At 34.6% G+C, this 25,001-nt stretch carries 33 protein-coding genes and 1 pseudogene; 17 read left to right on the top strand and 17 right to left on the bottom strand.

Annotated features, from left to right (window positions below):
• The first annotated feature begins 362 nt into the window (after window positions 1-362).
• Both KI356_RS11345 and KI356_RS11340 read left to right on the top strand, forming a co-directional pair.
• On the top strand, window positions 363-602 hold the full coding sequence (locus tag KI356_RS11345; protein ID WP_212935453.1) for a DUF3911 family protein: 240 nt from the start codon (window positions 363-365) through the stop codon (window positions 600-602).
• Between the two features lie 87 nt (window positions 603-689).
• Window positions 690-929: a YkuS family protein gene (locus KI356_RS11340; RefSeq protein ID WP_002149532.1), complete on the top strand. Its 240-nt coding sequence runs from the start codon at window positions 690-692 to the stop codon at window positions 927-929.
• 373 nt (window positions 930-1,302) lie between these two features.
• Here the strand turns inward: KI356_RS11340 and KI356_RS11335 are convergent, their stop codons facing one another.
• Together KI356_RS11335 and ytfJ are read right to left on the bottom strand one after the other, a co-directional pair.
• Complete coding sequence (locus KI356_RS11335) at window positions 1,303-1,392, bottom strand: hypothetical protein (protein ID WP_000608227.1); 90 nt, start codon at window positions 1,390-1,392, stop codon at window positions 1,303-1,305.
• A gap of 114 nt (window positions 1,393-1,506) precedes the next feature.
• A complete protein-coding gene (ytfJ, locus tag KI356_RS11330) occupies window positions 1,507-1,968 on the bottom strand; it encodes a GerW family sporulation protein (protein WP_128281707.1) in 462 nt (153 codons plus the stop codon).
• A gap of 129 nt (window positions 1,969-2,097) precedes the next feature.
• Between ytfJ and KI356_RS11325 the strand changes: the two genes are divergently transcribed.
• A complete protein-coding gene (locus KI356_RS11325) occupies window positions 2,098-2,463 on the top strand; it encodes a hypothetical protein (protein ID WP_016104280.1) in 366 nt (121 codons plus the stop codon).
• A 34-nt stretch (window positions 2,464-2,497) separates the two neighbouring features.
• On the opposite strand, the gene KI356_RS11320 is transcribed toward KI356_RS11325, so the two are convergent.
• Window positions 2,498-3,841 carry a TrkH family potassium uptake protein gene (locus tag KI356_RS11320; protein ID WP_212935452.1) on the bottom strand — a complete coding sequence of 448 codons (1,344 nt, stop codon included), beginning with the start codon at window positions 3,839-3,841 and terminating at the stop codon, window positions 2,498-2,500.
• 1,284 nt (window positions 3,842-5,125) lie between these two features.
• Here KI356_RS11320 and KI356_RS11315 point away from each other — a divergent pair.
• A pseudogene (locus tag KI356_RS11315) lies at window positions 5,126-5,357 on the top strand (cation:dicarboxylate symporter family transporter); the annotation flags it as partial.
• Between the two features lie 24 nt (window positions 5,358-5,381).
• Here KI356_RS11315 and KI356_RS11310 read toward each other — a convergent pair.
• Window positions 5,382-5,537, bottom strand: coding sequence for an imidazoleglycerol-phosphate dehydratase (locus KI356_RS11310; protein ID WP_212935451.1), 156 nt, complete (start codon window positions 5,535-5,537; stop codon window positions 5,382-5,384).
• Window positions 5,538-5,690: 153 nt separating this feature from the next.
• Complete coding sequence (locus KI356_RS11305; protein WP_000081440.1) at window positions 5,691-6,110, bottom strand: MarR family winged helix-turn-helix transcriptional regulator; 420 nt, start codon at window positions 6,108-6,110, stop codon at window positions 5,691-5,693.
• A 162-nt stretch (window positions 6,111-6,272) separates the two neighbouring features.
• Here KI356_RS11305 and KI356_RS11300 point away from each other — a divergent pair, with 162 nt between their 5' ends.
• Window positions 6,273-6,704 carry a regulatory YrvL family protein gene (locus KI356_RS11300; RefSeq protein ID WP_212935450.1) on the top strand — a complete coding sequence of 144 codons (432 nt, stop codon included), beginning with the start codon at window positions 6,273-6,275 and terminating at the stop codon, window positions 6,702-6,704.
• A 33-nt stretch (window positions 6,705-6,737) separates the two neighbouring features.
• A complete protein-coding gene (locus KI356_RS11295; RefSeq protein WP_080018400.1) occupies window positions 6,738-7,325 on the top strand; it encodes a thioredoxin family protein in 588 nt (195 codons plus the stop codon).
• Between the two features lie 40 nt (window positions 7,326-7,365).
• Here KI356_RS11295 and KI356_RS11290 read toward each other — a convergent pair whose 3' ends face one another.
• Window positions 7,366-7,830, bottom strand: coding sequence for an SRPBCC family protein (locus KI356_RS11290; protein ID WP_212935449.1), 465 nt, complete (start codon window positions 7,828-7,830; stop codon window positions 7,366-7,368).
• A gap of 193 nt (window positions 7,831-8,023) precedes the next feature.
• A complete protein-coding gene (uppP, locus tag KI356_RS11285) occupies window positions 8,024-8,815 on the bottom strand; it encodes a bacitracin resistance undecaprenyl-diphosphatase (protein WP_002086752.1) in 792 nt (263 codons plus the stop codon).
• 182 nt (window positions 8,816-8,997) lie between these two features.
• Between uppP and KI356_RS11280 the strand changes: the two genes are divergently transcribed.
• The 3 genes from KI356_RS11280 (at window position 8,998) to KI356_RS11270 (ending at window position 10,774) form a co-directional block, all read left to right on the top strand.
• Entirely contained in the window at window positions 8,998-10,356 is a 1,359-nt protein-coding gene (locus KI356_RS11280; RefSeq protein ID WP_212935448.1) for an MATE family efflux transporter, read from the top strand.
• 76 nt (window positions 10,357-10,432) lie between these two features.
• Entirely contained in the window at window positions 10,433-10,606 is a 174-nt protein-coding gene (locus KI356_RS11275) for a hypothetical protein (RefSeq protein WP_002117433.1), read from the top strand.
• 18 nt (window positions 10,607-10,624) lie between these two features.
• Window positions 10,625-10,774, top strand: coding sequence for a hypothetical protein (locus KI356_RS11270; RefSeq protein ID WP_000743744.1), 150 nt, complete (start codon window positions 10,625-10,627; stop codon window positions 10,772-10,774).
• Between the two features lie 256 nt (window positions 10,775-11,030).
• On the opposite strand, the gene KI356_RS11265 is transcribed toward KI356_RS11270, so the two are convergent.
• On the bottom strand, window positions 11,031-11,528 hold the full coding sequence (locus KI356_RS11265; protein WP_212935447.1) for a DAPG hydrolase family protein: 498 nt from the start codon (window positions 11,526-11,528) through the stop codon (window positions 11,031-11,033).
• Between the two features lie 464 nt (window positions 11,529-11,992).
• Between KI356_RS11265 and KI356_RS11260 the strand changes: the two genes are divergently transcribed.
• A complete protein-coding gene (locus KI356_RS11260) occupies window positions 11,993-12,895 on the top strand; it encodes an aminoglycoside phosphotransferase family protein (protein ID WP_212935446.1) in 903 nt (300 codons plus the stop codon).
• A 2-nt stretch (window positions 12,896-12,897) separates the two neighbouring features.
• Here the strand turns inward: KI356_RS11260 and KI356_RS11255 are convergent, their stop codons facing one another.
• From KI356_RS11255 to KI356_RS11235, 5 genes are all read right to left on the bottom strand, one after another.
• Window positions 12,898-13,059: a hypothetical protein gene (locus tag KI356_RS11255; RefSeq protein WP_000651093.1), complete on the bottom strand. Its 162-nt coding sequence runs from the start codon at window positions 13,057-13,059 to the stop codon at window positions 12,898-12,900.
• 174 nt (window positions 13,060-13,233) lie between these two features.
• Complete coding sequence (locus tag KI356_RS11250; RefSeq protein ID WP_212935445.1) at window positions 13,234-14,007, bottom strand: hypothetical protein; 774 nt, start codon at window positions 14,005-14,007, stop codon at window positions 13,234-13,236.
• Window positions 14,008-14,031: 24 nt separating this feature from the next.
• Window positions 14,032-14,478 carry a flavodoxin gene (locus KI356_RS11245; protein ID WP_128282283.1) on the bottom strand — a complete coding sequence of 149 codons (447 nt, stop codon included), beginning with the start codon at window positions 14,476-14,478 and terminating at the stop codon, window positions 14,032-14,034.
• Window positions 14,471-14,635, bottom strand: a complete 165-nt coding sequence (locus tag KI356_RS11240) for a hypothetical protein (RefSeq protein WP_164881586.1) — start codon at window positions 14,633-14,635, stop codon at window positions 14,471-14,473. The genes KI356_RS11245 and KI356_RS11240 overlap by 8 nt, the downstream gene beginning before the upstream one ends.
• A 234-nt stretch (window positions 14,636-14,869) precedes the next feature.
• A complete protein-coding gene (locus KI356_RS11235; RefSeq protein ID WP_212935444.1) occupies window positions 14,870-16,039 on the bottom strand; it encodes an amidohydrolase in 1,170 nt (389 codons plus the stop codon).
• 359 nt (window positions 16,040-16,398) lie between these two features.
• Here KI356_RS11235 and KI356_RS11230 point away from each other — a divergent pair, with 359 nt between their 5' ends.
• From KI356_RS11230 to dltD, 5 genes are all read left to right on the top strand, one after another.
• The gene (locus KI356_RS11230; protein ID WP_000440293.1) at window positions 16,399-16,545 is read left to right on the top strand and encodes a teichoic acid D-Ala incorporation-associated protein DltX; all 147 of its coding nucleotides are present in this window, start codon (window positions 16,399-16,401) and stop codon (window positions 16,543-16,545) included.
• 12 nt (window positions 16,546-16,557) lie between these two features.
• A complete protein-coding gene (dltA, locus tag KI356_RS11225; RefSeq protein WP_212935443.1) occupies window positions 16,558-18,072 on the top strand; it encodes a D-alanine--poly(phosphoribitol) ligase subunit DltA in 1,515 nt (504 codons plus the stop codon).
• A complete protein-coding gene (gene dltB, locus KI356_RS11220) occupies window positions 18,069-19,235 on the top strand; it encodes a D-alanyl-lipoteichoic acid biosynthesis protein DltB (protein ID WP_128282280.1) in 1,167 nt (388 codons plus the stop codon). The genes dltA and dltB overlap by 4 nt, the downstream gene beginning before the upstream one ends.
• Window positions 19,236-19,302: 67 nt before the next feature.
• Complete coding sequence (dltC, locus tag KI356_RS11215) at window positions 19,303-19,542, top strand: D-alanine--poly(phosphoribitol) ligase subunit DltC (protein WP_002011622.1); 240 nt, start codon at window positions 19,303-19,305, stop codon at window positions 19,540-19,542.
• Window positions 19,539-20,714 carry a D-alanyl-lipoteichoic acid biosynthesis protein DltD gene (gene dltD, locus KI356_RS11210; RefSeq protein WP_128282279.1) on the top strand — a complete coding sequence of 392 codons (1,176 nt, stop codon included), beginning with the start codon at window positions 19,539-19,541 and terminating at the stop codon, window positions 20,712-20,714. Before dltC ends, dltD begins: the two co-directional genes overlap by 4 nt.
• A 17-nt stretch (window positions 20,715-20,731) precedes the next feature.
• Here dltD and KI356_RS11205 read toward each other — a convergent pair whose 3' ends face one another.
• The gene (locus KI356_RS11205; protein WP_128282278.1) at window positions 20,732-21,826 is read right to left on the bottom strand and encodes an NAD(P)H-dependent flavin oxidoreductase; all 1,095 of its coding nucleotides are present in this window, start codon (window positions 21,824-21,826) and stop codon (window positions 20,732-20,734) included.
• A 114-nt stretch (window positions 21,827-21,940) separates the two neighbouring features.
• Between KI356_RS11205 and KI356_RS11200 the strand changes: the two genes are divergently transcribed.
• Window positions 21,941-22,861 carry a S66 peptidase family protein gene (locus KI356_RS11200; RefSeq protein ID WP_212935442.1) on the top strand — a complete coding sequence of 307 codons (921 nt, stop codon included), beginning with the start codon at window positions 21,941-21,943 and terminating at the stop codon, window positions 22,859-22,861.
• Between the two features lie 27 nt (window positions 22,862-22,888).
• Here KI356_RS11200 and KI356_RS11195 read toward each other — a convergent pair whose 3' ends face one another.
• The 3 genes from KI356_RS11195 to KI356_RS11185 form a co-directional block, all read right to left on the bottom strand.
• Entirely contained in the window at window positions 22,889-23,287 is a 399-nt protein-coding gene (locus KI356_RS11195; RefSeq protein WP_212935441.1) for an SseB family protein, read from the bottom strand.
• 79 nt (window positions 23,288-23,366) lie between these two features.
• A complete protein-coding gene (locus tag KI356_RS11190; RefSeq protein WP_212935440.1) occupies window positions 23,367-23,930 on the bottom strand; it encodes a cysteine hydrolase family protein in 564 nt (187 codons plus the stop codon).
• 13 nt (window positions 23,931-23,943) lie between these two features.
• Window positions 23,944-24,417, bottom strand: coding sequence for a carboxymuconolactone decarboxylase family protein (locus tag KI356_RS11185; protein WP_212935439.1), 474 nt, complete (start codon window positions 24,415-24,417; stop codon window positions 23,944-23,946).
• A 63-nt stretch (window positions 24,418-24,480) separates the two neighbouring features.
• On the opposite strand from KI356_RS11185, the gene KI356_RS11180 reads away from it, so the two are divergent.
• Entirely contained in the window at window positions 24,481-24,933 is a 453-nt protein-coding gene (locus KI356_RS11180; protein ID WP_002117396.1) for an Lrp/AsnC family transcriptional regulator, read from the top strand.
• Window positions 24,934-25,001 lie beyond the last annotated feature (68 nt).

The raw sequence follows: 25,001 nt of genomic DNA, 5'->3' as shown, positions 1-25,001 counted from the left end.
CCTTTTCAAATAAATCAAGTGAATTTTTAGAAAATTTTTAATTTTTAATCGTACGTACATCTTTGATTATATTGATTTAATAACATTGTTAACGTTTACAAAAAGTCAAAAAATTTTTTTCGCCAAATTCTACTAAAAAAAATATTTGTTTAAAAGAAGGGTTTTCGCCAATTGATACGAATCTATTGTATTCAATAAACGGACGTCCGATTTATAAATTCGGGAATATACAACGACTTTTGGTGAAAAAGGGGGAAAATAACAAAAATAACGCTGTCTAAAAATAACATTCATATTTTTCATTTAGTAATCATAATCCTATTTTTAAAAAACAATTTGTCAAATTGAAGGAGGAAATAACAATGGCGTGTGTACAAATTAAAGGAACGAGACAAGAGGTAGTAGAAATGCTACAACTATTTGATCTAATGGATACGAAAGGGTTTTGTAAATTCGATAATTACGTTGAAGTAGAACCACATAGCAGGAAACATAACAACTATACAGCTTCAATCGATATTCAATCTAATAACAGTTCAGCACAAGATACATTAAATGATCAATTCGTTAGTCAAATGCTTACTGGTGTATATAACGACTAAATAAATATTCTCTTCCTACCATCTTTTTCATAAATATATGCTTTGGACTTGAGCATACTAACAACTAGATGGTAGGAGGTGAGAATTATGGCTAGAATTGGCGTTGAAAACTCATTAACAGATGTTCAACAAGCTCTTCAGCAACATGGGCATGAAGTCGTTACACTTAACTCAGAACACGATGCACAAGGGTGCGATTGTTGTGTTGTAACTGGGCAAGATTCTAATATGATGGGTATTGCAGATACATCAATAAAAGGATCGGTAATTACAGCTCATGGTTTAACAACAGATGAAATTTGTCAGCAGGTTGAAAGTCGCATTTAAATTTTTACAAATCACAATACACAAAAGAAAGAGGACTCCTTTTCACAAGGAGTCCTCTTTTTTATATTCACCTAACGGGAAAGTAACATATACTGGATGAAAGCCCTACCTCTCTCTCATCATTACGGTTCCACTGACCGCTCCTTGATTCACTAGTATACATATAAAGCTTACATATACAATTTATAGGGTTTGTTCACAAAAGTTGTTGGTAAGACTACCCGATCTTTCGCAAACTTTTCGTATTATATTCATAAGATTTATTTACTTTACACTAGCTTTAACCGAGACACGAATTAAAATTTTAACACCAATACAATAACTTGTCAACATTTTTTACAAATTTAAAACAGACATTAACGGTTTGTCTGTTTTAGAATGGAGCTTTTTCTTTTATTACATATACAACAAATCCGCTTACTAGCATAAATAAGCCGACTACCAAGTTTTTGATATTAATCATAAATTCCTCTCCCTTATTTCACACATCATATATATTTACATTTCAATTATTTCAATCGTCCTTAAGCGCACTTTTTCTAATATATCATAATTCCTAAAAAATGCAAGTTCACCTTTAGCGACCGTTCACAAATTTATCTACAGTGCTTGGTACAGCATTTAACGCTTTTTCGATTAAATGGGTGCTACTATTGAGATGCAATACCTGTACACCGTTAGAACCAACTACTAAAAAAGCCACTGGGCTAATGGAAACCCCAGCCCCACTCCCGCCTCCAAATGGATGAACTTGCTTGTTCTCTTTATGCTGCCCTTGTCCGCCATTATGTTTTTCAGAAATAAATTCCCCTTTAAAATCACTTCCACCAGCTCCAAAACCGAAAGCAACTTGCGATACTGTTAATACTACATTTCCATCGGCTGTTGAAACCGGACTTCCGACAATCGTATTTACATCTACCATCTCTTTTAAATTTGTCATTGCTGTTTTCATTAAATTTTCAATTGGATGTTCCATTATGTACAGCACCCTTTCCTCATTATTCTTTTTTATACTTTCCAAAATAGAGGAAGTCATACTTAGTTTTCCTATTTTGAAAAAACATTTTTACTTTCCAATTGGATATTACTCCCTGTACAGGCTCGGATAAAAACAGTAAAGAGAAACATACTATTATTGAACCTTGTTATGAAAGGAGTCCTTACTTTGACTGAGAAATTTGATGAATATAAAAAAAGAGATCGAATAGATAGTGATTATAGTGACTATAAAGAAGAATACGCAGCTGAAGTTGCGCCACAGCGTATTGATTATGATGATAAAGATAACGATGATGTAAGATCATCTGCAGCTGGATCGACTGCTGGTTTTATTGCTCTTGCTTTAGCAATATTATCGCTATTCACATTCCCAACACTGTTTGGTCTTGTGTCTGTTTTACTCGGTATTTACGCATATAATCGTGGGGCTACTGTAACTGGCGGTACCGCTGCCATTGTAGGGGGTATCGCTGCACTCATTGCGATTTTATTCCGAGTGGCGCTTATTGGGTTATTGTTCTCTCTTTTTTAAAAAGAAAAAGGTATCTCGCTTTATGCGGGATACCTTATCCTGTAAATACATCTTCTGATGGATATTTAATTTTTTGTTTCGCTGGTCGTGCCAAAGAGAAAACAAGTGTTAACGGTCCGATTAATCCACAAAACATAACAAACATAATAATACATTTTCCAAACGCCGATAGCTTCGCAGTAATGCCCATCGTTAACCCTACTGTTCCAAACGCTGAAATTGTCTCAAATAATAACTGAATAAAGCTAAAATCTTCTGTAAGCATTAATACAAATACCGCTGTAAAAATAAGTATTTGACTAGCAACGACAATTGCTAACGCTCTCGTTACTGTCGACATTTTAATCGTACGCTGAAATAAAACAAAATCCTCTTTCTTTCTAAAGAAAGAAAGAACTGATGTAATTAAAATAACGAATGTCGTTAACTTAATTCCACCGCCTGTCGATACACTTCCCGCACCAATAAACATTAATACCATCGTAAATAGTATCGATGACTCTTCCATCCCTCCATAATCTACCGTGTTAAAACCGGCTGTACGAGGTGTAATTCCTTGGAAGAACGAAGCCCATAACTTTTCATTTAAAGATAAGTGTCCCAAAGTCTTCACATTATTATATTCCAATACAAAAATCACAATCATCGCAATAATATTAAGTGCTATCGTTCCAACAATCATGATTTTGGAGTGAAGCGATAATTTTCGGAAACTACGGCTATACCATATATCAATTAATACAGTAAACCCTAATCCTCCTATTACAATTAAAGAACAAATCCCAATATTAATAATAGGATCTCCTACATATCTTGTTAAATTATCTGGCCAAAGCGCAAAGCCGGCATTATTATATGACGCAATAACGTGAAAAACACTATAGTATAAACCTTTTCCAAAACCAAACTCTGGAATAAAGCGAATCGATAAAAAGATAACTCCTATTAGCTCAATACAAATAGAAAAAATAAAAACTCGTTTCACTAATTTCACAAGACCACCAATATTTGTTTGATTAAATGCTTCTCCAATTAATAACCGGTGGCGTAAACCGATTTTTTTACCTAATACCCAAACAATTAAAATGGCTATCGTCATAAGGCCGAGACCACCTGTTTGAATTAAAAACATAATAACAATTTCACCAAACATCGTAAACGTACTTGCAGTATCTACAACACCTAAACCGGTTACAGTCGCTGCCGACGTAGCTGTAAAGAAAGCATCTACCCAACTAATATGTACTTTCGTTGCAAACGGTAACTTTAATAACAATCCTCCGACCACAATTAAACAAAAAAAGCCTAATGCTAAAATTTGTGGTGGATTTAATCGTATAAGGCGATTATACAACCCTTGTTTTTTTGCTACTTCCATATCACTAACTCCCTTTATCAAGCGAAGCTTTTATCCCCTCATAAATAAAGACTCTTTAAGAGCCTACAAGTAGAAGGATAAACCTTATATTCTTATAACATAGTTGAGCATAATCCTTTTTTTCATAGATTTCAACTTTTATTTATATTCAGACTCCTATCATTTTACAAAATAATATCTTCTATTATATCTCCACTTATACTATAACTCTTACAACAACAACTATTTATCCCTTTTCAAATCCCCATATCTTTCACTCTAAGTTCACACGAGGGTCACATCTATCTTTTATATTATACGTATCGAAGCTGTTCCTCCCTAATTTATAAGACATTCCCCAGTGTCTTTGAATAGCTTCCATCCCTAATTAAATTGACATAAATTGTCCCCTTCCCTAGACCATCATGTGATGGTCTTATTTTTTTGTTCTTTCTATCTTTTATTTAAAACTCCCTCTCTCTTTCACTCTATGTTCACATCTAGGTCACATCCGTCTTTTATAGTATGTGTATCGAAGCTGTTCCTCCCTAATTTATAAGACATTCCCCAGTGTCTTTGAATAGCTTCCATCCCTAATTAAATTGACATAAATTGTCCCCTTCCTTAGACCATCCTATATGTGATGGTCTTATTTTTTTGTTCTTTCTATCTTTTATTTAAAACTCCCTCTCTCTTTCACTCTACGTTCACATCTAGGTCACATCCGTCTTTTATAGTATGTGTATCGAAGCTGTTCCTCCCTAATTTATAAGACATTCCCCAGTGTCTTTGAATAGCTTCCATCCCTAATTAAATTGACATAAATTGTCCCCTTCCCTAGACCATCATGTGATGGTCTTATTTTTTTGTTCTTTCTATCTTTTATTTAAAACTCCCTCTCTCTTTCACTCCATGTTCACCTCTAAGTCACATCCACCTTTTATAGTATACGTATCGGAGCTATTCCTCCCTAATTTATAAGACATTCCCCAGTGTCTTTGAATAGCTTCCATCCCTAATTAAATTGACATAAATTGTCCCCTTCCCTAGACCATCATGTGATGGTCTTATTTTTTGTTCTTTCTATCTTTTATTTAAAACTCCCTCTCTCTTTCACTCTACGTTCACATCTAGGTCACATCTATCTTTTATAGTATATGTATCGAAGCTGTTCCTCCCTAATTTATAAGACATTCCCCAGTGTCTTTGAATAGCTTCCATCCCTAATTAAATTGACATAAATTGTCCCCTTCCCTAGACCATCATATGATGGTCTATTTTGTTTTCCACATACATAATTTAACTCTCTTCGCTTATATTAGAACTGCTAGTGTACCAGGTGTTGGACTTGTAATGCTTACGATGGTTTTAAATCAAGCAAATCTACCAGTAGAGGGTTATTGCTTTAATTATCGGTATTGACCGCATTCTTGATATGTCTAGAACAGCTGTAAATATTTCCGGTGATGCAATTTGCGCAATGATTGTCGCAAAATCAGAAGAAAAATATAATACAAATCAATCTGCCGCATCTTAAATCAAAAAAAAGGAGTGAATCATTTCACTCCTTTTTTGATTTACTTCCTTTTTTCGAACGATATTCTTTTCCTTTGTTATCATTACCTGCTTCAAATTCAGCACTAAACTCCTGCTGGAATTGCCCTGATTTTGGTGAACCTTGATTTCCACTTCCTTGACTACCATTACGATTCGTCATATTTCCCCCTCCTTCCTTTATTAGTAGTATGGCGCTCTATCTTTTTTCATACACATTTTATTTTTTATCATCTATTACACACAGAAGAAGACCTTCCATATATGAGGAAGGTCTTCTTTTTCATTAGGTAAGCGTTTTCTCATTTGTAATTATTTAAATAAGTTTTTTAGAAATAGATATCATTACATTCATTTCGTCTTCTGAAAGTGCTGAGAATCTTTCTTGTAAATATTTCTTTTTCTCACCTTCCATTTTCGCAACTAAATCTTTCCCTTGTTCTGTAATCTCTAAATATACAACTCGGCGATCTGATGTAGAACGTGAACGAGTTACAAAGCCTTTATTAATTAATTTTTCTGTAACAGCTGTAATATGACTATTCGACACATTTAACTCATTCGCTACACGTGATACCATTTCTTTATTCGTGCGATTCAATATTCTAAGGACGATGAACTCATTCCACGGTATGTAACCACCAAATATTTTTCCAATATCATTACGCAGCGTGCGAAACATAGCAAAAACATTTGTCGATAGTTCTTCCATTAATTGCTCTCGATTTTGAGACAACTTTGACAGCCCCTTTTATTTCATTTAGTTAAATAAAAACCTTATTAATAATTTTACATGAAATCTTACTTTTTGTCACCTTATTTTCCCATAATTCGTAGTTTTTTAATAAATATTTCATGGTACAATGAAATTGATTTTCCAGAAAAAGGAGTTGGGATAGTGAGTGAAGAAGACAAATTTTCTAATCTCAGTCTAAAAGATAAGACTATTATTATTGGTGTTGTTATTCTTATTCTCATTATATTCTTTGCATTTATATTCTTTGTATATGTAGGAATCTTTCAAATTACAGGTATAGAATATTCATCACGAACAGCTCTACTACTCTTTTTTTCACTTATCCTTTTATTAAATGGTATTACATATTTTATCTTCATTTTCTTTAAAGTACTCCTATATCCAATGATGACAAACATGCCAAATTGGCTCTCAATTGCTCTTCTCTCCATTATTGAAATTACACTAGATTGGTTCGTCATTCATACTGCCGACGACTGGATAGAGAGCGTACAAATGTCCAACATAGCTGAACTATGTGTCGCACTATTCCTTTACACACTAAATAAATTATTTAGTGATAAGAAAGAGTAAGAATACAAGCTTTTCTATATAAAAATTGGTACAATAAAAACAAATCATACTAAAGAGGTGTTACTTATGAACTTACTACAATGGGCTGATAAAGGCATGTCCTTTGATACATATGTAAATGAAATGAAAGTAAACCAATACGAGCTACTGCACATTTACAATAACTTTTTAATTCCAAATGAATTACTTCCCGTTTTAGAAGAACGTCAAAATGATGGCTGGCGCGTTATCGTACTAACAGCTGACTGGTGCGGCGACGCTCTTTTATGCGTACCTGTTATGAAACGAATTTCTGAAGTTGCAAATATTGATATGACATTATTAATTCGTGATGAAAACTTAGAATTAATGGATCAATATTTAACAAATGGAACAGCCCGCGCCATTCCAATCTTTATCTTCATTGATAAAGACGGAAATGAACAAGCCGTTTGGGGACCACGCGCTCCAAAAGTACAAGAATTAGTAACTTCCATGCGCGCTACACTGCCTGAAAAAGAAGATCCAACATTCGAGGAAAAACAAAAAGAAATGTACGCTAATTTCCGTGCTACATTAGCTGATGATACTTCTCTTTGGGAGCATGTAATGGAAAGCATGATTGAAAAAGTAGTAAAATAAAAAACATGCCGAATTCGGCATGTTTTTTTATTAAACAAAATTATAATCCTTTTTTCTGAGAATATGCAGCATCTACGCACTCTGCTAAACGTTCCATTTCACCCATATATACCGCACGTGTCATCCATCCAGTCAACTTATACATAATCTTATATAAAAAATTCTTCGGTTCAAATTCTAAGATTAAGGTAAGCGATGTGCCTTCTTCATCTTCTTCTAACATATAAGTTGCGGCTGTGTAGCCTTGCTTCATGTCACATCCAATTGACACGATATAAGGTGCTTCACACTCTAAAATTTCCGCCTCAAACTCATATATTTTCTTCCCCATCTTTTGCACGGATATATATTTATCACCTTCACGAGGATTGTTTACATCTACGTGTGGAGGATACCTATTTTCTACCATAAAGGTACTCCATTCCATTATTTTCTCGTCATTATTTACATAATCAAACACAACATCAATTGGTGCTGGAATTACTATTTCTATTGCAAAACTCACTAAACTGCCCCTCTCAAATACCCTATCGATTTTCTTAAAGTTATTATAACGAAATCATTATGGCATATTTCACATGGTGAAATACAAGTAATTGAAGGTAAAAGTTTTATTTTTCTCTCGCTATAAAAAAATCCCCTATAGAATAGACTTTTTTCCAATGTCTATTCTATAGGGGATTGCTGATAATTTATTCTTACATAATGAAGAAATAGAATACCGCAGCTAAAATGAAACGGTAATAAGCGAACGGTGTTAGTTTTACACGACCTAATAATTTTAAGAATGAAACAATTGCAAGCATCGCAACAACGAATGCTGTAATAAATCCAGTTGCAAATAACGGTATATCTGCTGCACTTAATATATCCCAGCTTTTAATTAAATCTAAAGCACTTGCAGCTACCATCATTGGTACTGCTAAAATAAACGTATATTCAGCTGCCGCTGTATGCGAAACGCGCGCTAATAAACCACCGCTTATTGTAGACCCAGAACGAGAAAATCCTGGCCAAAGTGCTAAACATTGGAACATTCCGATTGTAAATGCTTGCTTATATGTGATTTCATCTAATGTTCTTGCTGTACTTGGTTTTGAAAACTTCTCAGCAACAATCATTAAAATACCACCAGCTACTAAGCTAATAACAACCGGTCCTGGACCGAATAAAACTTCTTTAATTGCGCTATGGAATAGTACGCCGAGTATGCCGGCAGGAATCATCCCGATAATAATATGTAATAAATTTAAAGATGGTCCATCAGTTACTTTTCCTATTCCAACTAATGACCATAAACGTTTCCAAAATATAACAACAACTGCTAAAATCGATCCCAACTGAATAACAACTTCGAAAACTTTCGCTCTATCGTCTTCAAATCCAATTAAGTGTCCTGTTAAAATCATATGTCCTGTTGATGATACTGGTAAAAACTCAGTTAAACCTTCAACAGCACCCATGATTAATCCAATTAACCAATCAGCCACAAGTAGTGCCTCCTTAATAACGAATATGTAATTTTTTCACACCTTATCATAATACCTTATCCCTTTTCAAAGTGCATCCTTTTTTTATTGATTTCATTTGTTGTATACGCTTATTTCTTTTCTATTTTTTGATTAAATTGTATGATAGTAAGAGTTTGTTTTTTACGTTGAAAGGGGATTTTATGAAAGAAACTACTTCATTCTCACAAAAATTAAAGCAATTCGTATTACTCTTTTTCCCGATTTTTGTAACGCAAATGTCATTATTTGCGATGAGCTTTTTTGATACGACAATGTCAGGACATGCAAGTCCTACTGATTTAGCCGGTGTTGCTATCGGAACAAGTATATGGCTTCCAGTTAGTACGGGATTAACAGGAATTTTAATGGCTACTACTCCTATTGTTGCACAGCTCGTTGGATCAAAGAAAAAAGAGGACGTTCCCCACATTGTCATACAAGCAGTATATTTAGCAATTTGTGCTAGTTTCGTTGTTATCCTTATCGGATTCTTCACTGTTTCACCTATTTTAAATGGCATGCAATTAGAAGAACCTGTAGAACGTATTGCAGCACAATTTTTAAGTATTATCGCGATTGGAATTATCCCTTTATTTACTTACACCGTTTTACGTGGATTTATTGATGCATTAGGAAAAACTCGAACAACGATGATTATTACATTACTATCATTACCAATTAACGTAGTATTAAATTACGTATTAATTTTTGGTAACTTTGGCTTTCCAAAACTTGGTGGTGTTGGTGCGGCAATCGCTTCTGCAGCAACATATTGGTGTATTTTAATTATTACAGTCATTATTATTCGTACGAAAGAGCCTTTCGCTTCTTTCAATATCTTTAAACAGTTATACCGCCCTTCCCTTACAAGCTGGAAGGAATTCCTGAAACTTGGTGTCCCTATCGGATTTGCTATCTTTTTTGAAACAAGTATTTTCGCTGCGGTAACACTTATGATGAGTAATTTTAGTACGACAACAATAGCAGCACATCAAGCAGCTATGAACTTTGCTTCCTTGTTGTATATGACCCCTTTAAGTTTAGCAATGGCAATGACGATAGCCGTTGGATTTGAAGTCGGGGCAAAACGATACAATAATGCGAAGCAATATGGATTTATCGGAATTGGTTTAGCTCTTGCTTTTGCTCTTTTATATTCAATCCTTCTTTATTTCTTTGATGATGAAATTGCTTCTATTTATACGACAGATGCAAATGTACACCATTTAGCAAAAGAATTTCTTATATTCGCGATTTTATTTCAAATTTCAGATGCGATTGCAACTCCAGTACAAGGAGCACTTCGTGGTTATAAAGACGTAAACGTTGCCTTAATTATGACATTAATTGCTTATTGGGTAATAGGTCTACCTCTTGGCTACATATTCGCAACGTATACTGATTGGGCAGCGAAAGGTTATTGGATTGGTCTTATTATCGGTTTAGCGTTTGGCGCGAGCTTCCTACTTATCCGTCTCTTTCAAGTACAACGAAAATATACAACACAAAACAGCCGCTAACGCTAGAGCGGCTGTTTTCTTTATGCATATTTTTTCTTGTAACGTATAACATAATGAAAAAGAAAGGTGGATACATATGGACGAAAAAGAAAAAGATCAATCATTCGATGAAGAATTCGCCCCTGAAATCTCACCTGGATATCAGCAAGATATACATAAGCCACCTAAATATAAAAACACCTCGTTTTTAATGGGCATTACCATTTTCGCTGCTGTATTACTCGTACTCATCATTTTCGTCTATTTTTAAGGAAAGGTGACATATTATATGAAGAAACAAGATTCAAATCGTTCAAAAAGAACTGTAAAAACACAAAAAGGATATGCAGGAGATTCTGTTAATAAACTTAAACAAGTCGAGCAAGGAAATCTATATATTGCTCAAAAAGAACTTGGTCAACAAAATGAAAATCTTTAAGACCCCTCTGCTCTTTGAAGTGAGCCCGAATAGTAGTACATAAAAAAACACCTCTGTTGAATTCGCATACTAAGTATGTAAATTCAGCGGAGGTGTTTTTCGTTTGAAAGGAAGAGTACATTACCCAAAAGAAGTAAAGTGGAAAGTGATTAATTTGATATTAAAAAGACCGCACCATTTTAGTCCTATCTAAAATGGTGCGGTCCGATTTATTTTCTAGTTAGTCACTTATTACAAGTAAAGCTGTTAAGTTGTCTTACAGATTTTCTGCAAAAAGTTTCGGTAAAAATATACTGAACTGACTCATTTCTTCTACATTGTGTTTATATAAACCACTTAGATTAATAAATGGTGGTAATCCTTTCGGGAAAATGAATGTAGAAGTCATTACTGTACCATTTTCGGATTTTTCGTATTGATGTATTACTTGTGAAATTACATCGTCATCATCATCTAAACATGAACCCATTAAAACATGACTGTAATGGGTATTTATAGGACAATCTTTAGGATCTTCCCATCTAATTCTTAGCGGGAATTCTAGTCCATCTCCCGCAGATTCGATCGAAGCTGATATGGCCCCTACGTGTCCATGTACTTTAGGGTCAACTAACCACTTAAAATCAACATGTTCTTCTGGGTGCCATAGTTTATATCGTTCAGAGTTATCAATATTATCCCACCACCAGTCAATCATTTCTGGTGTTACGTCATTCAATGCATGTTCAACTACTATTGATACTTGGTTTTTCATTTTTGTACCTCCTATTTTTTAACCAACATAGTGTTGGTTATTTATATTTATTATTATAGTTTGTGTATCGCATGCGTTCAATAAACAGAAATAGCTAATCTGTTGTATTCTGAACACCTTATGAAAATATGTCTAAAAAAATTTAGGAGGAAAAAATTCACAAATTCATATACTGATTTACGTATAGCTCATACTGATCTATACAGTGAAACTTTAATCAGTGAGGATTTTGTTCGTCCTCTACTGATTATTAGCCCACATCAATCGGGCGTTTACCGGCAGTAAGGCTCCCACCGAACTTCTTTGCTCCAGCCGAATTTTGAAGTGGGAGTTTTACTGTCCGACAAATAGCGGGATAAAACTGCCGCTTTATATGAACAAACCAAAAGTGTTACATGTAGAGGGAATATTCTGATATCATAAACTGAAATACCCTAATTTTAACTTAGAAACGAGGAACAATTATGGACTCTTACAAACAATATATAAAAGAAGCTCTGCCTAATCTTTCTATACACTCATATAAACAAAATGAAGAAGGCTGGGATAACATAGCGGCTATAGTAAATGATGAACTACTATTTCGTTTCCCGCGAAAACAAGAATGTGCAAAGCGAATTCCTTTAGAAAAGGAACTATGCAAACTTCTCTCTCATTCGCTACAAGAAATCGAGGTTCCACAGTATTGCCTATTATATAAAAATGATACTGATGCTGTTCCGCTTTGTAGTTACTATACTCTCATTCACGGTGAACCGTTAAAAACAGAAATAGTTACGAAGTTAGAGCAAAAAGAACGGACAATAATTATTGCACAATTAGCTACTTTCCTTGCGGCTCTACATAGCATTCCTTTAAAACATGTTAAACCATTAGGATTTTCTATCGAAAAAACACTTACCTACTGGAAAGAGCTGCAAACAAAATTAAATCAGTATGTTACTAATAGTCTTACTTCATTCCAAAAATCAGCCTTAAATCGTTTATTCGAAAATTTCTTTTCCTATATAGCTACATCCACTTTTCAAAATACAATTATTCATGCTGACTTTACGCATCATCACATTTTGTTTAATAAACAGAATAAAACCATTTCAGGTGTTATCGATTTTGGTGACGCTCAAATTGGAGATCCTGCTTTTGATTTTGCTGGGCTATATTATGATTTCGGACATGAATTTACTACAGCTGTATATGAACAATATAGTACACTTATTTCTCATCATGATTCATTACTCATTCCCCGCGTCACTACCTTTTATCAATACAGCCCTTTACTACATAATATTATTTATAAATTTGAAACAAAAAATGAGCTTGAATTCATAGCGAGTACAGATCAACTGAAAGTGATACTGCAGGGATGAGATTACATTCTCTCCCTATATTCCCTCTCTTCATACATCATTAACTTTTTATCCATTTCAACAATGACTTTATACAGTTGAAACGCCTGTAAAATTTGCAGTTGAATTCCAAAAGGAGCATTTTGTTCTTTTAACCATTGAAATACTTTCGTTTCATCTTTCATTGATTATTCCTCCTCTTATAAAGTGAAACTTTAATCAAGGGGGATCCCCTATTGATTATCAGCCCTCACCAATCGGGCGACCCCCAAATAACGGGATAAAATTTACTACAAATATACCGTAAATGATGAAAAGCTTTTCATGTCAATAATAAAAAGGATGCAAAATTGCATCCTTTAATGTACGATATTTTTCTTCTGCAATGTTTCCTCTTTTGCCTCTTCCACTTGGCATTCACTACGAAAGGCACAGCTCATGCACTCAGAACGAAAATTACGCTCTGTGTAGTGCTCAGGTTGTTGCAGCATTTCTTTCATTCTAAATAAATCATCCATTCCAGTTATAATATCTTCCTGTTTTGGAATGTACTCATACTTAGTTCCTTCTATTAAATTAATCACTTCGATTTTTCCTGGAAGAATGCCGAAAGCTTTATAACTAAACACAGTCATTAACTTCTGACAAAGAGCTAGCATTTCTTCATTTGCATCAATAACATACTTTTTAATTGTAAATGATTCTGTACTCCACTCACCAACTTCAAATGTCAATGAAATATGAACACCTAACTCTTCCATATATGTTTGAAACTTCTCATATAAAAATAACGGCGGCGCCTGACTCTCATCTCTTTCAACAAACTGCAGTAAGTGATCTGTTAGCTTCGCTAAAACAATATAGTACTCCGCCTTTGAAGCAAACATATTAACCCTTACTTTTTTCCAATACTTTTCTAAAAGTATTAAAAGAAAAATTTTTGTTTGTTGCCCGGCAGGTACCGTGTAATATTCATTAATAATTTGATTTACAATCATTTGTGCTATTTGTTGCCATTCAAACGAAGATGGTTCTCTTCTTTTTATATGACGGAAATAAAATTTGTGTGGACAACGCATAAAATCATACAAATGGTAATCTGTCATCGTTTTGATTGCGATTTTTTCATGCAATTGCTCTTCATCTCCCTTCTGCCATTAAGAAAGGTGTTTTACGAATTCAGCTCCAAACTGTAAACATTTTTCTACATCTTCATCTTCTGGCGTTAACTCTACTTTCAATCCTTCTAACACAACTGCTGCCCCGCGCTCCTTCAGCTTTTCTATTAAAATATCAACCGCTACCCCGTATTTCGGATAAGCCGAATCACAAGAACCGAATACTGCTGCTTTTTTACCAGTTAAGTTAATAGAATCCATTGCATCATAAAAATCTAAAAAATCATCAGGAAGATCACCATCTCCCCAAGTATAAGCACCTAAAATAATACCGTCATATTGCTCTAATATAGAAGCTTCTGGTGAATCCATAATATCAATGACTTCAATTTCATTTTCTGTTTCACGAATTGCACCCGCAATATGATCAGCCATTTCCTCCGTATTTCCACTCATACTTGCAAAAATCATTACTAACTTACTCAACTGAATCTCTCCCTTTACTATGTATCGCTTTTTCTATTTGAATTATTTTCTTCTCATCTACATATTCAGAACGAATTATATTTCGTTGCCATTCAATATGCTTATCAACATCTTTATTTTTTAATCCCCTTCGTAAAAGGTGAAATGTTTTTCTCATTAAGGTTCCTCATTTGTTTTATTGATAATAATTATCAATTTCAATTATATCATTAGATTAATTGAAATTGATTATCAAAGTCAATAACTATTTTTTAAAAAATAGTTAAAATGTACAAGCTTGTCCGTTAGCTATTCATATACTATAAATGAGCATAGTTCTTTCTCAGCCCTCTCTGACGGAAGAAATAGAAGCAACTGCGATAGAGCGCAGTTGCCTTTTTTTTATACTTTTCTATGATTTTAGTAACCTTATCGTTGTTTCTAAAAATAATTCTACTCCATAAATTAAAGCTGATTCATCTACATCAAATTTCGGATGATGATGTGGATAACAAGTATCAATATTTTTATTCCCTGTTCCTAATTTAATGAAACAACCAGGTGCTTTTCTTAAATACGCTGAAAAATCTTCTCCTCCCATAGAAGGTTCAAGATGCACAATACGCTGATTTCCGAACAATTTTATCGCACTTTTTTCTACTATTTTCGTAATGTACTCATTATTAACAACTGGATCATATCCGTAACGATACGTATATGTATAATCCCCTCCATGTGCTTCTGTAATTCCTTTCACAATTTGCTCAATTTTCTCTTTTGCTTCCTCCCTTAATGTTTGATTAAAAGATCGAACAGTTCCCATTAAAGCTGCTTTGTTTGGAATGATATTATCGGCCGTTCCCCCATGAAACTGCGTAACTGAAACTACCCTTTGCATGAAAGCACTTGTATTTCTTGATACGATATATTGTAAATTTGTAATAATTTGTGCTCCGATAGCAATAGGATCTATCGTTTCTTCTGGTCGTGCCGCATGACCGCCCTTTCCTAAAATCTCAATTGTAAATACGTCTGGTGCTGCCATCATAGGTCCATATACAATTCCTACCTTCCCACTTTCTAATCCAGACATAACGTGCAAACCTATTACATAATCGACACCATCCATAACACCGGCCTCCACCATTTCTTGTCCGCCACCGGGGTACACTTCCTCTGCGTGCTGAAAGAACAGACGGATTTCACCTGCAAAATCTTCCTTCATATTTGCTATCGTCTCTGCTGTACTTAATAAAATAGCTGCATGTGCATCGTGCCCGCATGCGTGCATTACACCTTTATTAACCGATCCATATGACTTTAGTGTCTCTTCTTGAATTGGTAATGCGTCTATATCCGCTCGAATAGCAACTACTTTTCCTTTTTTCACGCTCCTTTTAATTGCTAGTACACTATACTTAGTCGGTCTTGTTACTTCAAAATAAGAAAATGAACATAATGTATCATATATAAATTGCGAAGTTTCTTTTTCATTAAATGACAATTCTGGATACTTATGAAGATGCCGTCTCCATTTAATGATATTTTCTTCTGAAATAAAACTCCTCCACTCTCTTTTCATAATAATTCCCTCCTTTTAAAAGGCTCTATACCTTGAAAATGTACTAAGTACCCAGTGATTATTAGCCCACTCCAATTCAGGAATAACAAAACAAATATTATATTTTCACGCCTTCTCACAATCCACTTTTATGTATTCATACAATCCACTTTCTTTTCACATGACAAACCCATTACAAATTCATGCTGAATGTAATATAATTGCTAAGTTAGGGATTTTCTTTTTTAGTATTTAGTGCTAATATCAGAAAAGAGCCTTTTGACTTATTTTTACCTAAAATGTGGTATTTTGTTTTTTTCACAATAATGTAGGACATGATACCTACAAAGAGCTATTATTTCATTAAGAGAGGGAAAGACATGGAAAGATTAAAAGAGATATGGTCTCGACCACTCACACAATGGGTTGCAAAGACGGTTTATTACCTTGCAATTTTATTTGCATTACTTTGGTTGTATGGATTCCATGATACAAACACAAGTACATTTATTTACAATGAATTCTAGGGTGGGAACGTTATGAAGTTATTAGAACAGATTGAAAAGTGGGCTGCAGAAACGCCTGATCAAACCGCTTTTGTTTGGCGAGATGCGAAAATTACGTACAAACAATTAAAGGAAGATTCTGATGCGTTAGCACATTGGATTTCTTCTGAGTATCCAGATGATCGTTCACCAATTATGGTTTATGGCCATATGCAGCCTGAAATGATTATTAACTTTTTAGGATGTGTGAAAGCTGGGCATGCTTACATTCCTGTAGATTTATCTATTCCAGCTGATCGTGTACAACGTATTGCTGAAAGTTCTGGTGCGAAATTACTGTTATCAGGGGCAGAAGTAACTGTAACGGACTTACCAGTTCGCATTGCAAGTGAAGATAAATTAAAAGATATTTTCTTTACTCATAAAGGGAATACTCCAAATCCTGAACATGCGGTAAAAGACGATGAGAACTTCTACATTATTTACACATCAGGAAGCACAGGTAATCCGAAAGGGGTTCAGATTACTTATAATTGCCTTGTTAGCTTTACGAAGTGGGCTGTTGAAGATTTCAACTTACAAACAGGACAAGTATTCTTAAATCAAGCACCTTTCTCATTCGATTTATCTGTGATGGATATTTACCCATCGTTAGTAACGGGTGGTACACTATGGGCAATCGATAAAGACATGATTGCACGTCCAAAAGACTTGTTTGCTTCTTTAGAGCAATCGGATATACAAGTATGGACTTCGACACCATCTTTCGCAGAAATGTGTTTAATGGAAGCCTCTTTCTCTGAAAGTATGCTACCAAACATGAAAACATTCTTATTCTGCGGTGAAGTGTTACCAAATGAAGTAGCTAGAAAATTAATTGAGCGTTTCCCAAAAGCAACAATTATGAATACATACGGTCCTACAGAAGCTACCGTTGCTGTAACAGGCATTCACGTTACAGAAGAAGTTGTAGATAAATACAAATCTCTTCCAGTCGGCTACTGTAAATCAGACTGCCGCCTTCTTATTGTGAAAGAAGATGGTACGATTGCACTTGACGGTGAAAAAGGTGAAATCGTAATTGTTGGACCAAGTGTAAGCGTTGGTTATTTAGGAAGTCCTGAATTAACAGAAAAAGTATTTACCATGATTGATGGTGAGCGCGCCTATAAAACAGGTGATGCTGGCTATGTAGAAAATGGTCTTCTATTCTATAATGGTCGTCTTGATTTCCAAATTAAGCTTCATGGTTATCGAATGGAATTAGAAGAAATCGAACATCATCTTCGCGCATGTTCTTACGTAGAAGGAGCAGTTGTTGTTCCAATTAAAAAAGGTGAAAAATACGATTATTTATTAGCGGTTGTTGTTCCTGGAGAGCATTCATTTGAAAAAGAATTCAAATTGACATCTGCAATCAAAAAAGAACTCAATGAGCGATTACCAAATTACATGATTCCACGTAAATTCATGTATCACTCTTCTATTCCAATGACACCAAATGGAAAGGTAGATCGCAAAAAATTATTGAGTGAGGTTACAGCATGACCGCATATGGATCATTTTATTTTTTCGCTATAGTGGGCATTTTATTAATACCTACTATCATAGCTGGATTAAAAGGTAAAATGTTGCGTAAATATAATGCCGTTTTAACATTAGTAATGCTTGTTATTATCTTCTCTGATAAACCGAAGCAAGCAATCATGTTAGCCGCATTTATTATTTGGCAATATGCCCTTATTAAAGGCTATTTAATGTTACGAAAACAAAATAATAGTACATTCACGTTTTGTATAGCTGTTATTTTATCGATTTTACCGCTTATTTTGGCAAAAATCGCACCGTTTGTACCTGAGCTAAAGTTTGTTGTATTTTTAGGAATGTCCTATGTAACATTTAGAGCAGTACAAATGGTATTTGAAGTTCGTGATGGCTTAATTAAAGAACTTTCCTTCTTTAATTTTTGGGAATTCGTTTTATTCTTCCCGGCTATCTCAACAGGACCTATCGATCGTTACCGCAGATTCCAAAAAGATATTCAAAAGCCACCTAGTGCTGAAGAATATCAAAATTTACTATATACAGGGCTAAATCGTATTTTCCAAGGTTTCTTGTATAAATTTATTATTGCTTACTTAATAAAGCAATATTTTATGGATCCGGCATTTGCTCAGCAAGATACAATCCTATCAAATATGATTTACATGTATAGCTATAGCTTATATTTATTCTTCGACTTTGCTGGTTATAGCTCATTTGTAATTGGTGTAAGTTATATGATGGGAATTAAAACTCCAGAAAACTTTAATAAACCATTTATTAGTCGTAACATTAAAGACTTCTGGAATCGCTGGCACATGAGTTTATCATTCTGGTTCCGTGACTTTATTTACATGCGTTTCGTCTTTTTCGCAACGAAGAAAAAGCTAATTAAAAACCGTTACACAATTTCGTATATCGGTGCATTTTTAAACTTTTTCATCATGGGAATATGGCATATTACTGGTGAGCATGTGTATCAATACATTATTTATGGTCTTTATCACGCTGCCTTGTTTATCTTGTTCGATATTTTCGAACGAAAAAACAAGAAGCATAAGTTTTGGCCAAACAATAAATTTACACATGTCCTTGCGATTGTAATTACGTTCCACGTTGTATGTTTCGGTTTCCTAATTTTCTCTGGACACCTTAACAGATACTTTTAATGCACCCTTCTTATTCCATTAAGAAGTTGCACATATAATATATTCGGATATAAAGGAGATTTTAAAAATGGCAGAATTCAAAGAGCAAGTATTAGATATTTTAGAAGAAGTATGTGAAAACGATATTGTGAAAGAAAACTTAGATGTTCAATTATTTGAAGAAGGTATTCTTGATTCTTTCGCTGTAGTATCTTTATTAGTTGAATTCCAAGAGCGTTTAGAGATTGAAGTTTCTATTTCTGATTTTGACCGCGATGAGTGGGCTACACCAAATATGGTTATTAAAAAGTTGGAAGAAATCCGATGAACAAAGCAAAATTTGGTCCGATGCTTTTAGCATTGGCCCTTTTTGCTGTATTCTTACTTATTCCTACGCGCTTCCTACTCCCACTTGTAAGTGATGAGAAAGTAGAACAAGCTGCGACTTCTTTAAAAGAAGAAAAGATTCAAAGTATGATTTTACAGCAAAAGATGTTAGCAGACCCGAAATACCTTCCGATGTACGGTTCATCGGAATTCGCACGTATGGATGCTTTCCATCCATCGAATTATTTCAAAGTAAAGCCTGAAGGATTCACACCATTCCTACTTGGACGTGGCGGAACACAAGACCTTGTACATGTATTAAACTTCGCATCTACAATGGATCAATTGAAAGATAAGAAAATGATATTCGTTCTTTCTCCGCAATGGTTTGTACCACAAGGTATTGATGAGACACACTTTGCACCTAACTTTTCAAAACAACAAGGTTACCACTTCATTTTCAACGATGATTTAAAACCTGAAATGAAAAAGCAAATTGCAAAACGCTTATTAAACTTTGAGATTGTTAAAAAAGAAACTTTATTAAAAATTTCGCTTGAAGGTATCGCCTACGATGATACAAAGTATAAAGTAAAAGCACTTGCTGCTAAACCTTTCGCTTATATTTATCGTAACATTCTAGATCGTAAAGATTTATTTACAGTTATGTTTGATATTAAACCGCATAAAGAAAAGCTTGATCCATCATTGAAACAAATGAACTGGGAAGAAGCTCGTAAGCATGCTGATCAAACAGGTGCATTAGAATCAGGATCTAACGAATATGGTATCGAAGATGATTACTTCAATAGCAAAATTAAGAAGAAATTAAAGCAACGTGAAGGTTACTTAAAAAATGATGCTTATGACCAATCACCAGAGTATGAAGATTTACAAATTGTACTTGATTTATTAAAACAATCTGGCGCAAAACCGCTCTTCATTTCTGTCCCTGTAAAAGGTCCTTGGTATGATTACGCTGGCTTCCCAAAAGAAAAACGCGAATTATACTACAATAAAGTTCATGAGCAAATTAAGAATGCTGGCTATCCAATTGCTGATTTCTCAAATCATGAATATGATAAGTACTTCTTAAAAGATCATATGCACTTAGGTTGGAAAGGCTGGGTTTACATCGACGAAGCTATCCAACAATTTTATAAAGCAAACTAACGAAAAGACCGCTTGAATTATTCAAGTGGTCTTTTTCTATATACATTTTTTAATTGTTCGATTACGTTCTCCGCTTCATTCATGACACGTTTCACTACGTGCTGAGCTGATTCCGTTCGTGCTAACGATGATGCTTGTCCCGCCCAAAGAGACATATATTCTTCCTTATTTTGCTTCGCTGCTTCTTGGCGTATTTTTGAAGTTAATACGTTTTGCACTGGATACATCGGTAAATTCCCTTCTCTTCCTTCATGTTTCTCTATAAATTTATTACGAATACCCCGTGCATATTTCCCGGAAAACGCACGGGTTACCGTTGTACTCGTATCTGTACTATGTAAAATCGCTTCTTTATACACCTCATGTGTAATACTTTCTTCACTCGTTAAAAAGGCTGATCCCATTTGAACAGCTTCTGCTCCTAACGCAAATGCCGCAACAAGCCCTTGCCCATTCATTACACCACCTGCTGCGACAATCGGAATATGAGGTACTTCCGCTACTAATTGCGGGATTAATGCAAATGTACCAATCATCGCATCTTGTTCTTTCCCAATAAACGTTCCTCTATGCCCTCCTGCCTCGCTACCTTGCCCGACGATAATATCTACCCCTAACTCGGCAAGTGCTTTCGCTTCTGCTACATGGGTAGCTGTTCCGATAACTTTTATTCCTCTTCTTTTTAAATCATCTATTTCTTCTTGTTCTAACGTTTGAAATGCAAAGCTAACGACTGGTACCTTCTCTTCTAATAGCACTTGTAATTGTTCTTTATAGCTTGTTGGAAGCTTTAATACATCTTCTTCCTCTATACCTAATTCTCTATTCACTCCACTAAGTAATTCTTTCGCCCCGTTTACCTTCTCTTCTTCTATCTGTACCTCTTTTGTTAAAAGTAAATTAACACCGAAAGGTTTATCTGTTAGTTTCCTTATTTTATAAATCGCTTCACGAATTTGTTCTGGGCTCATATACCCAGCTCCAAGCGTTCCTAATCCTCCGCTATTACTTACAGCTGCAACAAGTTCTGGTGTTGTAATAGCACCTGCCATACCTGCTTGAATGATGGGATACTTAATTTGCAATATATCTGTTACTCGATTTGTAAACATCATTTCCCTCCTATCCCCCTTATATCTTCTTTATTTGACAAGCTTTCCCCTCCTTTTACAAGGGTTGAACTTCATATGAAGCGAATATATTGAATTAGAAGGAGGCTGAGAACAATGATTTATCCAAATGCATTAAAGCAAGGTGATACAGTAATGATTATTGCACCGTCTGGTCCACCAACACTTGAGAATGTATTAAAAGGTGTGAATGTATTAAGGGAGATGGGTTTATCCGTAATAATTGGGAAGAGTGTTTATGAAAAGTATGGATATTTAGCTGGAAATGATCAAGTTCGTCTTGATGATATACATGAAGCCTTTACCAACAATGAAGTGAAAGCAATTTTCTGTGCACGAGGTGGTTACGGAAGTGCTCGTCTCCTCCCTCACATTCAATATGAAATCATTCAACAGAATCCAAAAATCTTTTGGGGATATAGCGACATTACGGCTTTACATACTGCCTTTTCACGTTATGCAGAGCTTGTAACTTTTCATGGTCCAATGATTGAGGAATTAGGAAAAGGTATAGATTCTCTCTCTTTATCTTCTTTTAATCAACTATTCCATCCGTATTCATCCATCTTATATGCATCAGAATGTATCGTACCTACCTCTCCATGTACAGCTACAGGCACATTAGTTGGAGGGAATTTAACTGTGTTAACAAGTATAATTGGCTCGCCCTATGAGATAAATACAGCAAATAAACTTTTATTGCTTGAAGATATTGGTGAAGAACCGTATCGAATTGACCGGATGTTAAATCAGCTACTTTTATCTGGACAGTTTAATGAATGCAGCGGTGTTATTTTTACAAGCTGTCACGACTGCAACCCTTCTAAACCGTCCCAATCATTGCAAACAATATTATATGAATATTTCACGCCATATAATATACCTGTGTTATTCGGTTTACCGATTGGACATATAAGCCCAAATATCGGTATTCCGCTTGGAGTTACAGCAACAATAAATACAAATAACAAAACTGTTTCTATTTCTTCTGGTATAGCCACTCCCTGTTCAAATTAAAAAGGAAAAGCTGCTAAGCTTTTCCTTTTATTTATAATAATTAAAGATTCGCCCTGATGCTATATCTGCGATTTCTTCTGGAATAAATGTTTTACTCATATCTGTTCCAACATTTAATACAGCTGTCGCATCTTTCTCGATGCTACTAAATAATTCTCTTCCACGTATCGTAATAAGGGGTGTCCCTTCTGGCAACACATCTTTTACAAATTCTAATTGTGTAAAGAATGGAACGATCCATCTACCTTCTCCTTGGAAATGACGTAAACGAAGTGTGCCTTCTGTTACCCCATCCTCTGCTTCTAATGAACCAGCAACATAAAACTCCGTTGTTAAGAGCAATTCATAAAATTCCTTTTGCTTTTGTTTATCATCCCCTGCTAAAACGAGTACTTCTTCTATTTTCTTTACTGGAATTTGCTTCATATGATGCCACCCCTATTTTCAAAATGATTATACTTAGATTATACGAAATATTCTTATTTTTTTCTACATAATTCTGCAATTATTTTATCGAAATAGTTTTTACTATTTCTTTCGTCGTCACAATAGTAGCAAATTCATCATGCAAGTTTACAAGTGTCATATTATGAATGTCCTCTGCACTATACTCTGTGCCATCTGGACCGATGCGGTTAAAAGTAGCCGTCGCGTCACTCACTACATACGTTGTAAATCCTAAATTACCTGCCATCCGTGTTGTAGTTTCCACACAATGATTTGTCGTTAATCCTACAATTACTAAAGAAGTGTGATCTTTTACTCGTAATATCTCTTCTAAATTTGTCCCAATGAATGCACTGTTAACAACCTTTTGAATAATAATCTCACCTGGTAATGGCCTCACTTCTTTTTTAAAACGTACTGTTTCTGCATCTAGATGAAACATTGACTCCACATTTTCTTTATTCACATGCTGAATATGAATAACTAGTAATTCTCTTTTTCTCCATTCTTCTAACAAACTTTTCATATTTCCTTCCGCAAAAAGGTTATTCCTTGTTCCCCAGTACGGTAAGTTGAATGCTTCCTGTACATCAATGATTATAAGTGCTGCTTGATTAATCATACTATCCTCCTAGTTAATTAGGCTGTAATTGAAACAGAAAACCAAGTTGCTGCGACGCAGTAATAAAACAAATATAGGCACAAAGCTCTACAATTTCTTTTTCAGTCCAATATTGTTTTAATATATGAAACATATTATCATCTATCGCCTTTTGGTCATAAACAAATGCATGTGCAAAAGTAACGGCTACGCTAATTTCTTCTATCTTTTGTATATCATCCGGCTTTCCCTTTGCCATACAGTACGAACATTCATTCCCAAACGCTAATGTTCTTCTTACTTGCTCCTTTAACTCTGCAGAAAGGGTCCCTGTACTATACAGTGTATTTTCTAACGTACTCCACGAATTTAATATATCCGGATTATGCCCTAATAATTTTTGAAACTTTGTATCTCCTATATTTGATAATGTAATTCTCTCCATTATTTTTCCTCCTATTCCCTTCTTTTTTATTGTAAAATAAATAAAGTTCATTTTACATTTCATATGAATCTTAATTTATATTTTTTCTTTACAAAAATCATCATTTTACTGGAGGTATATTTACAAATGCAATTAGACCGTGTTGATCGAAAAATTTTAAATGAATTATATAATGATAGTCGCCTTTCGATGCGCGAATTAGCAAAACGAGTAAACTTATCGGCTCCGTCTACTACAGAACGTGTTCGTAAACTTGAAAGTGAAGGAATTATTCAAAAATACACAATCGATATCGATTATAAAAAAGCAGGACTTGTTTTAGATTGTATTTTAGAAATCACTTTAAAAAATGGTGATACAACACGTATGCAACAGTTTATTCAGTCTTATCCATCTGCAAGTTTTTGTTACCGAGTAACAGGAAGCTTATGCTACATTGTAAAAATCTCTGTTCCTTCACTCGTTGAACTTGAAGAATTTATCAATGATGTTTCTTCATATGCGACGACAGTTTCTCATATCGTATTATCAGAAGTAGCTCTTACTCCGGACATTGAACATATCTTCCCAGAAGATTAATTAATTTTTATCCCGATTGGTGAGGGCTAATAATCAGTGGAGGATGAACAGCCCCCACTGATTAAAGT

It is taken from the genome of Bacillus hominis, assembly GCF_018332515.1.
Taxonomy (GTDB): Bacteria; Bacillota; Bacilli; order Bacillales; family Bacillaceae_G; genus Bacillus_A; species Bacillus_A hominis.
This window is presented reverse-complemented; position numbering and strand designations above follow the sequence as displayed.

Coding starts and splice junctions, on each gene's coding strand:
- KI356_RS11235 (WP_212935444.1), bottom strand. CDS start 16,039: ATGAAAAGAGAGTGGAGGAGTTTTATTTCAGAAGAAAATATCATTAAA.
- KI356_RS11185 (WP_212935439.1), bottom strand. CDS start 24,417: ATGAAATGTAAAATGAACTTTATTTATTTTACAATAAAAAAGAAGGGA.
- dltD (WP_128282279.1), top strand. CDS start 19,539: ATGAACAAAGCAAAATTTGGTCCGATGCTTTTAGCATTGGCCCTTTTT.
- KI356_RS11195 (WP_212935441.1), bottom strand. CDS start 23,287: ATGAAGCAAATTCCAGTAAAGAAAATAGAAGAAGTACTCGTTTTAGCA.
- KI356_RS11240 (WP_164881586.1), bottom strand. CDS start 14,635: ATGAGAAAAACATTTCACCTTTTACGAAGGGGATTAAAAAATAAAGAT.
- KI356_RS11230 (WP_000440293.1), top strand. CDS start 16,399: ATGGAAAGATTAAAAGAGATATGGTCTCGACCACTCACACAATGGGTT.
- KI356_RS11265 (WP_212935447.1), bottom strand. CDS start 11,528: ATGAAAAACCAAGTATCAATAGTAGTTGAACATGCATTGAATGACGTA.
- dltA (WP_212935443.1), top strand. CDS start 16,558: ATGAAGTTATTAGAACAGATTGAAAAGTGGGCTGCAGAAACGCCTGAT.
- KI356_RS11335 (WP_000608227.1), bottom strand. CDS start 1,392: ATGATTAATATCAAAAACTTGGTAGTCGGCTTATTTATGCTAGTAAGC.
- KI356_RS11280 (WP_212935448.1), top strand. CDS start 8,998: ATGAAAGAAACTACTTCATTCTCACAAAAATTAAAGCAATTCGTATTA.
- ytfJ (WP_128281707.1), bottom strand. CDS start 1,968: ATGACTTCCTCTATTTTGGAAAGTATAAAAAAGAATAATGAGGAAAGG.
- dltB (WP_128282280.1), top strand. CDS start 18,069: ATGACCGCATATGGATCATTTTATTTTTTCGCTATAGTGGGCATTTTA.
- KI356_RS11270 (WP_000743744.1), top strand. CDS start 10,625: ATGAAGAAACAAGATTCAAATCGTTCAAAAAGAACTGTAAAAACACAA.
- KI356_RS11340 (WP_002149532.1), top strand. CDS start 690: ATGGCTAGAATTGGCGTTGAAAACTCATTAACAGATGTTCAACAAGCT.
- KI356_RS11345 (WP_212935453.1), top strand. CDS start 363: ATGGCGTGTGTACAAATTAAAGGAACGAGACAAGAGGTAGTAGAAATG.
- KI356_RS11205 (WP_128282278.1), bottom strand. CDS start 21,826: ATGTTTACAAATCGAGTAACAGATATATTGCAAATTAAGTATCCCATC.
- KI356_RS11260 (WP_212935446.1), top strand. CDS start 11,993: ATGGACTCTTACAAACAATATATAAAAGAAGCTCTGCCTAATCTTTCT.
- KI356_RS11255 (WP_000651093.1), bottom strand. CDS start 13,059: ATGAAAGATGAAACGAAAGTATTTCAATGGTTAAAAGAACAAAATGCT.
- KI356_RS11310 (WP_212935451.1), bottom strand. CDS start 5,537: ATGACGAATCGTAATGGTAGTCAAGGAAGTGGAAATCAAGGTTCACCA.
- KI356_RS11320 (WP_212935452.1), bottom strand. CDS start 3,841: ATGGAAGTAGCAAAAAAACAAGGGTTGTATAATCGCCTTATACGATTA.
- KI356_RS11200 (WP_212935442.1), top strand. CDS start 21,941: ATGATTTATCCAAATGCATTAAAGCAAGGTGATACAGTAATGATTATT.
- KI356_RS11180 (WP_002117396.1), top strand. CDS start 24,481: ATGCAATTAGACCGTGTTGATCGAAAAATTTTAAATGAATTATATAAT.
- dltC (WP_002011622.1), top strand. CDS start 19,303: ATGGCAGAATTCAAAGAGCAAGTATTAGATATTTTAGAAGAAGTATGT.
- KI356_RS11275 (WP_002117433.1), top strand. CDS start 10,433: ATGGACGAAAAAGAAAAAGATCAATCATTCGATGAAGAATTCGCCCCT.
- KI356_RS11190 (WP_212935440.1), bottom strand. CDS start 23,930: ATGATTAATCAAGCAGCACTTATAATCATTGATGTACAGGAAGCATTC.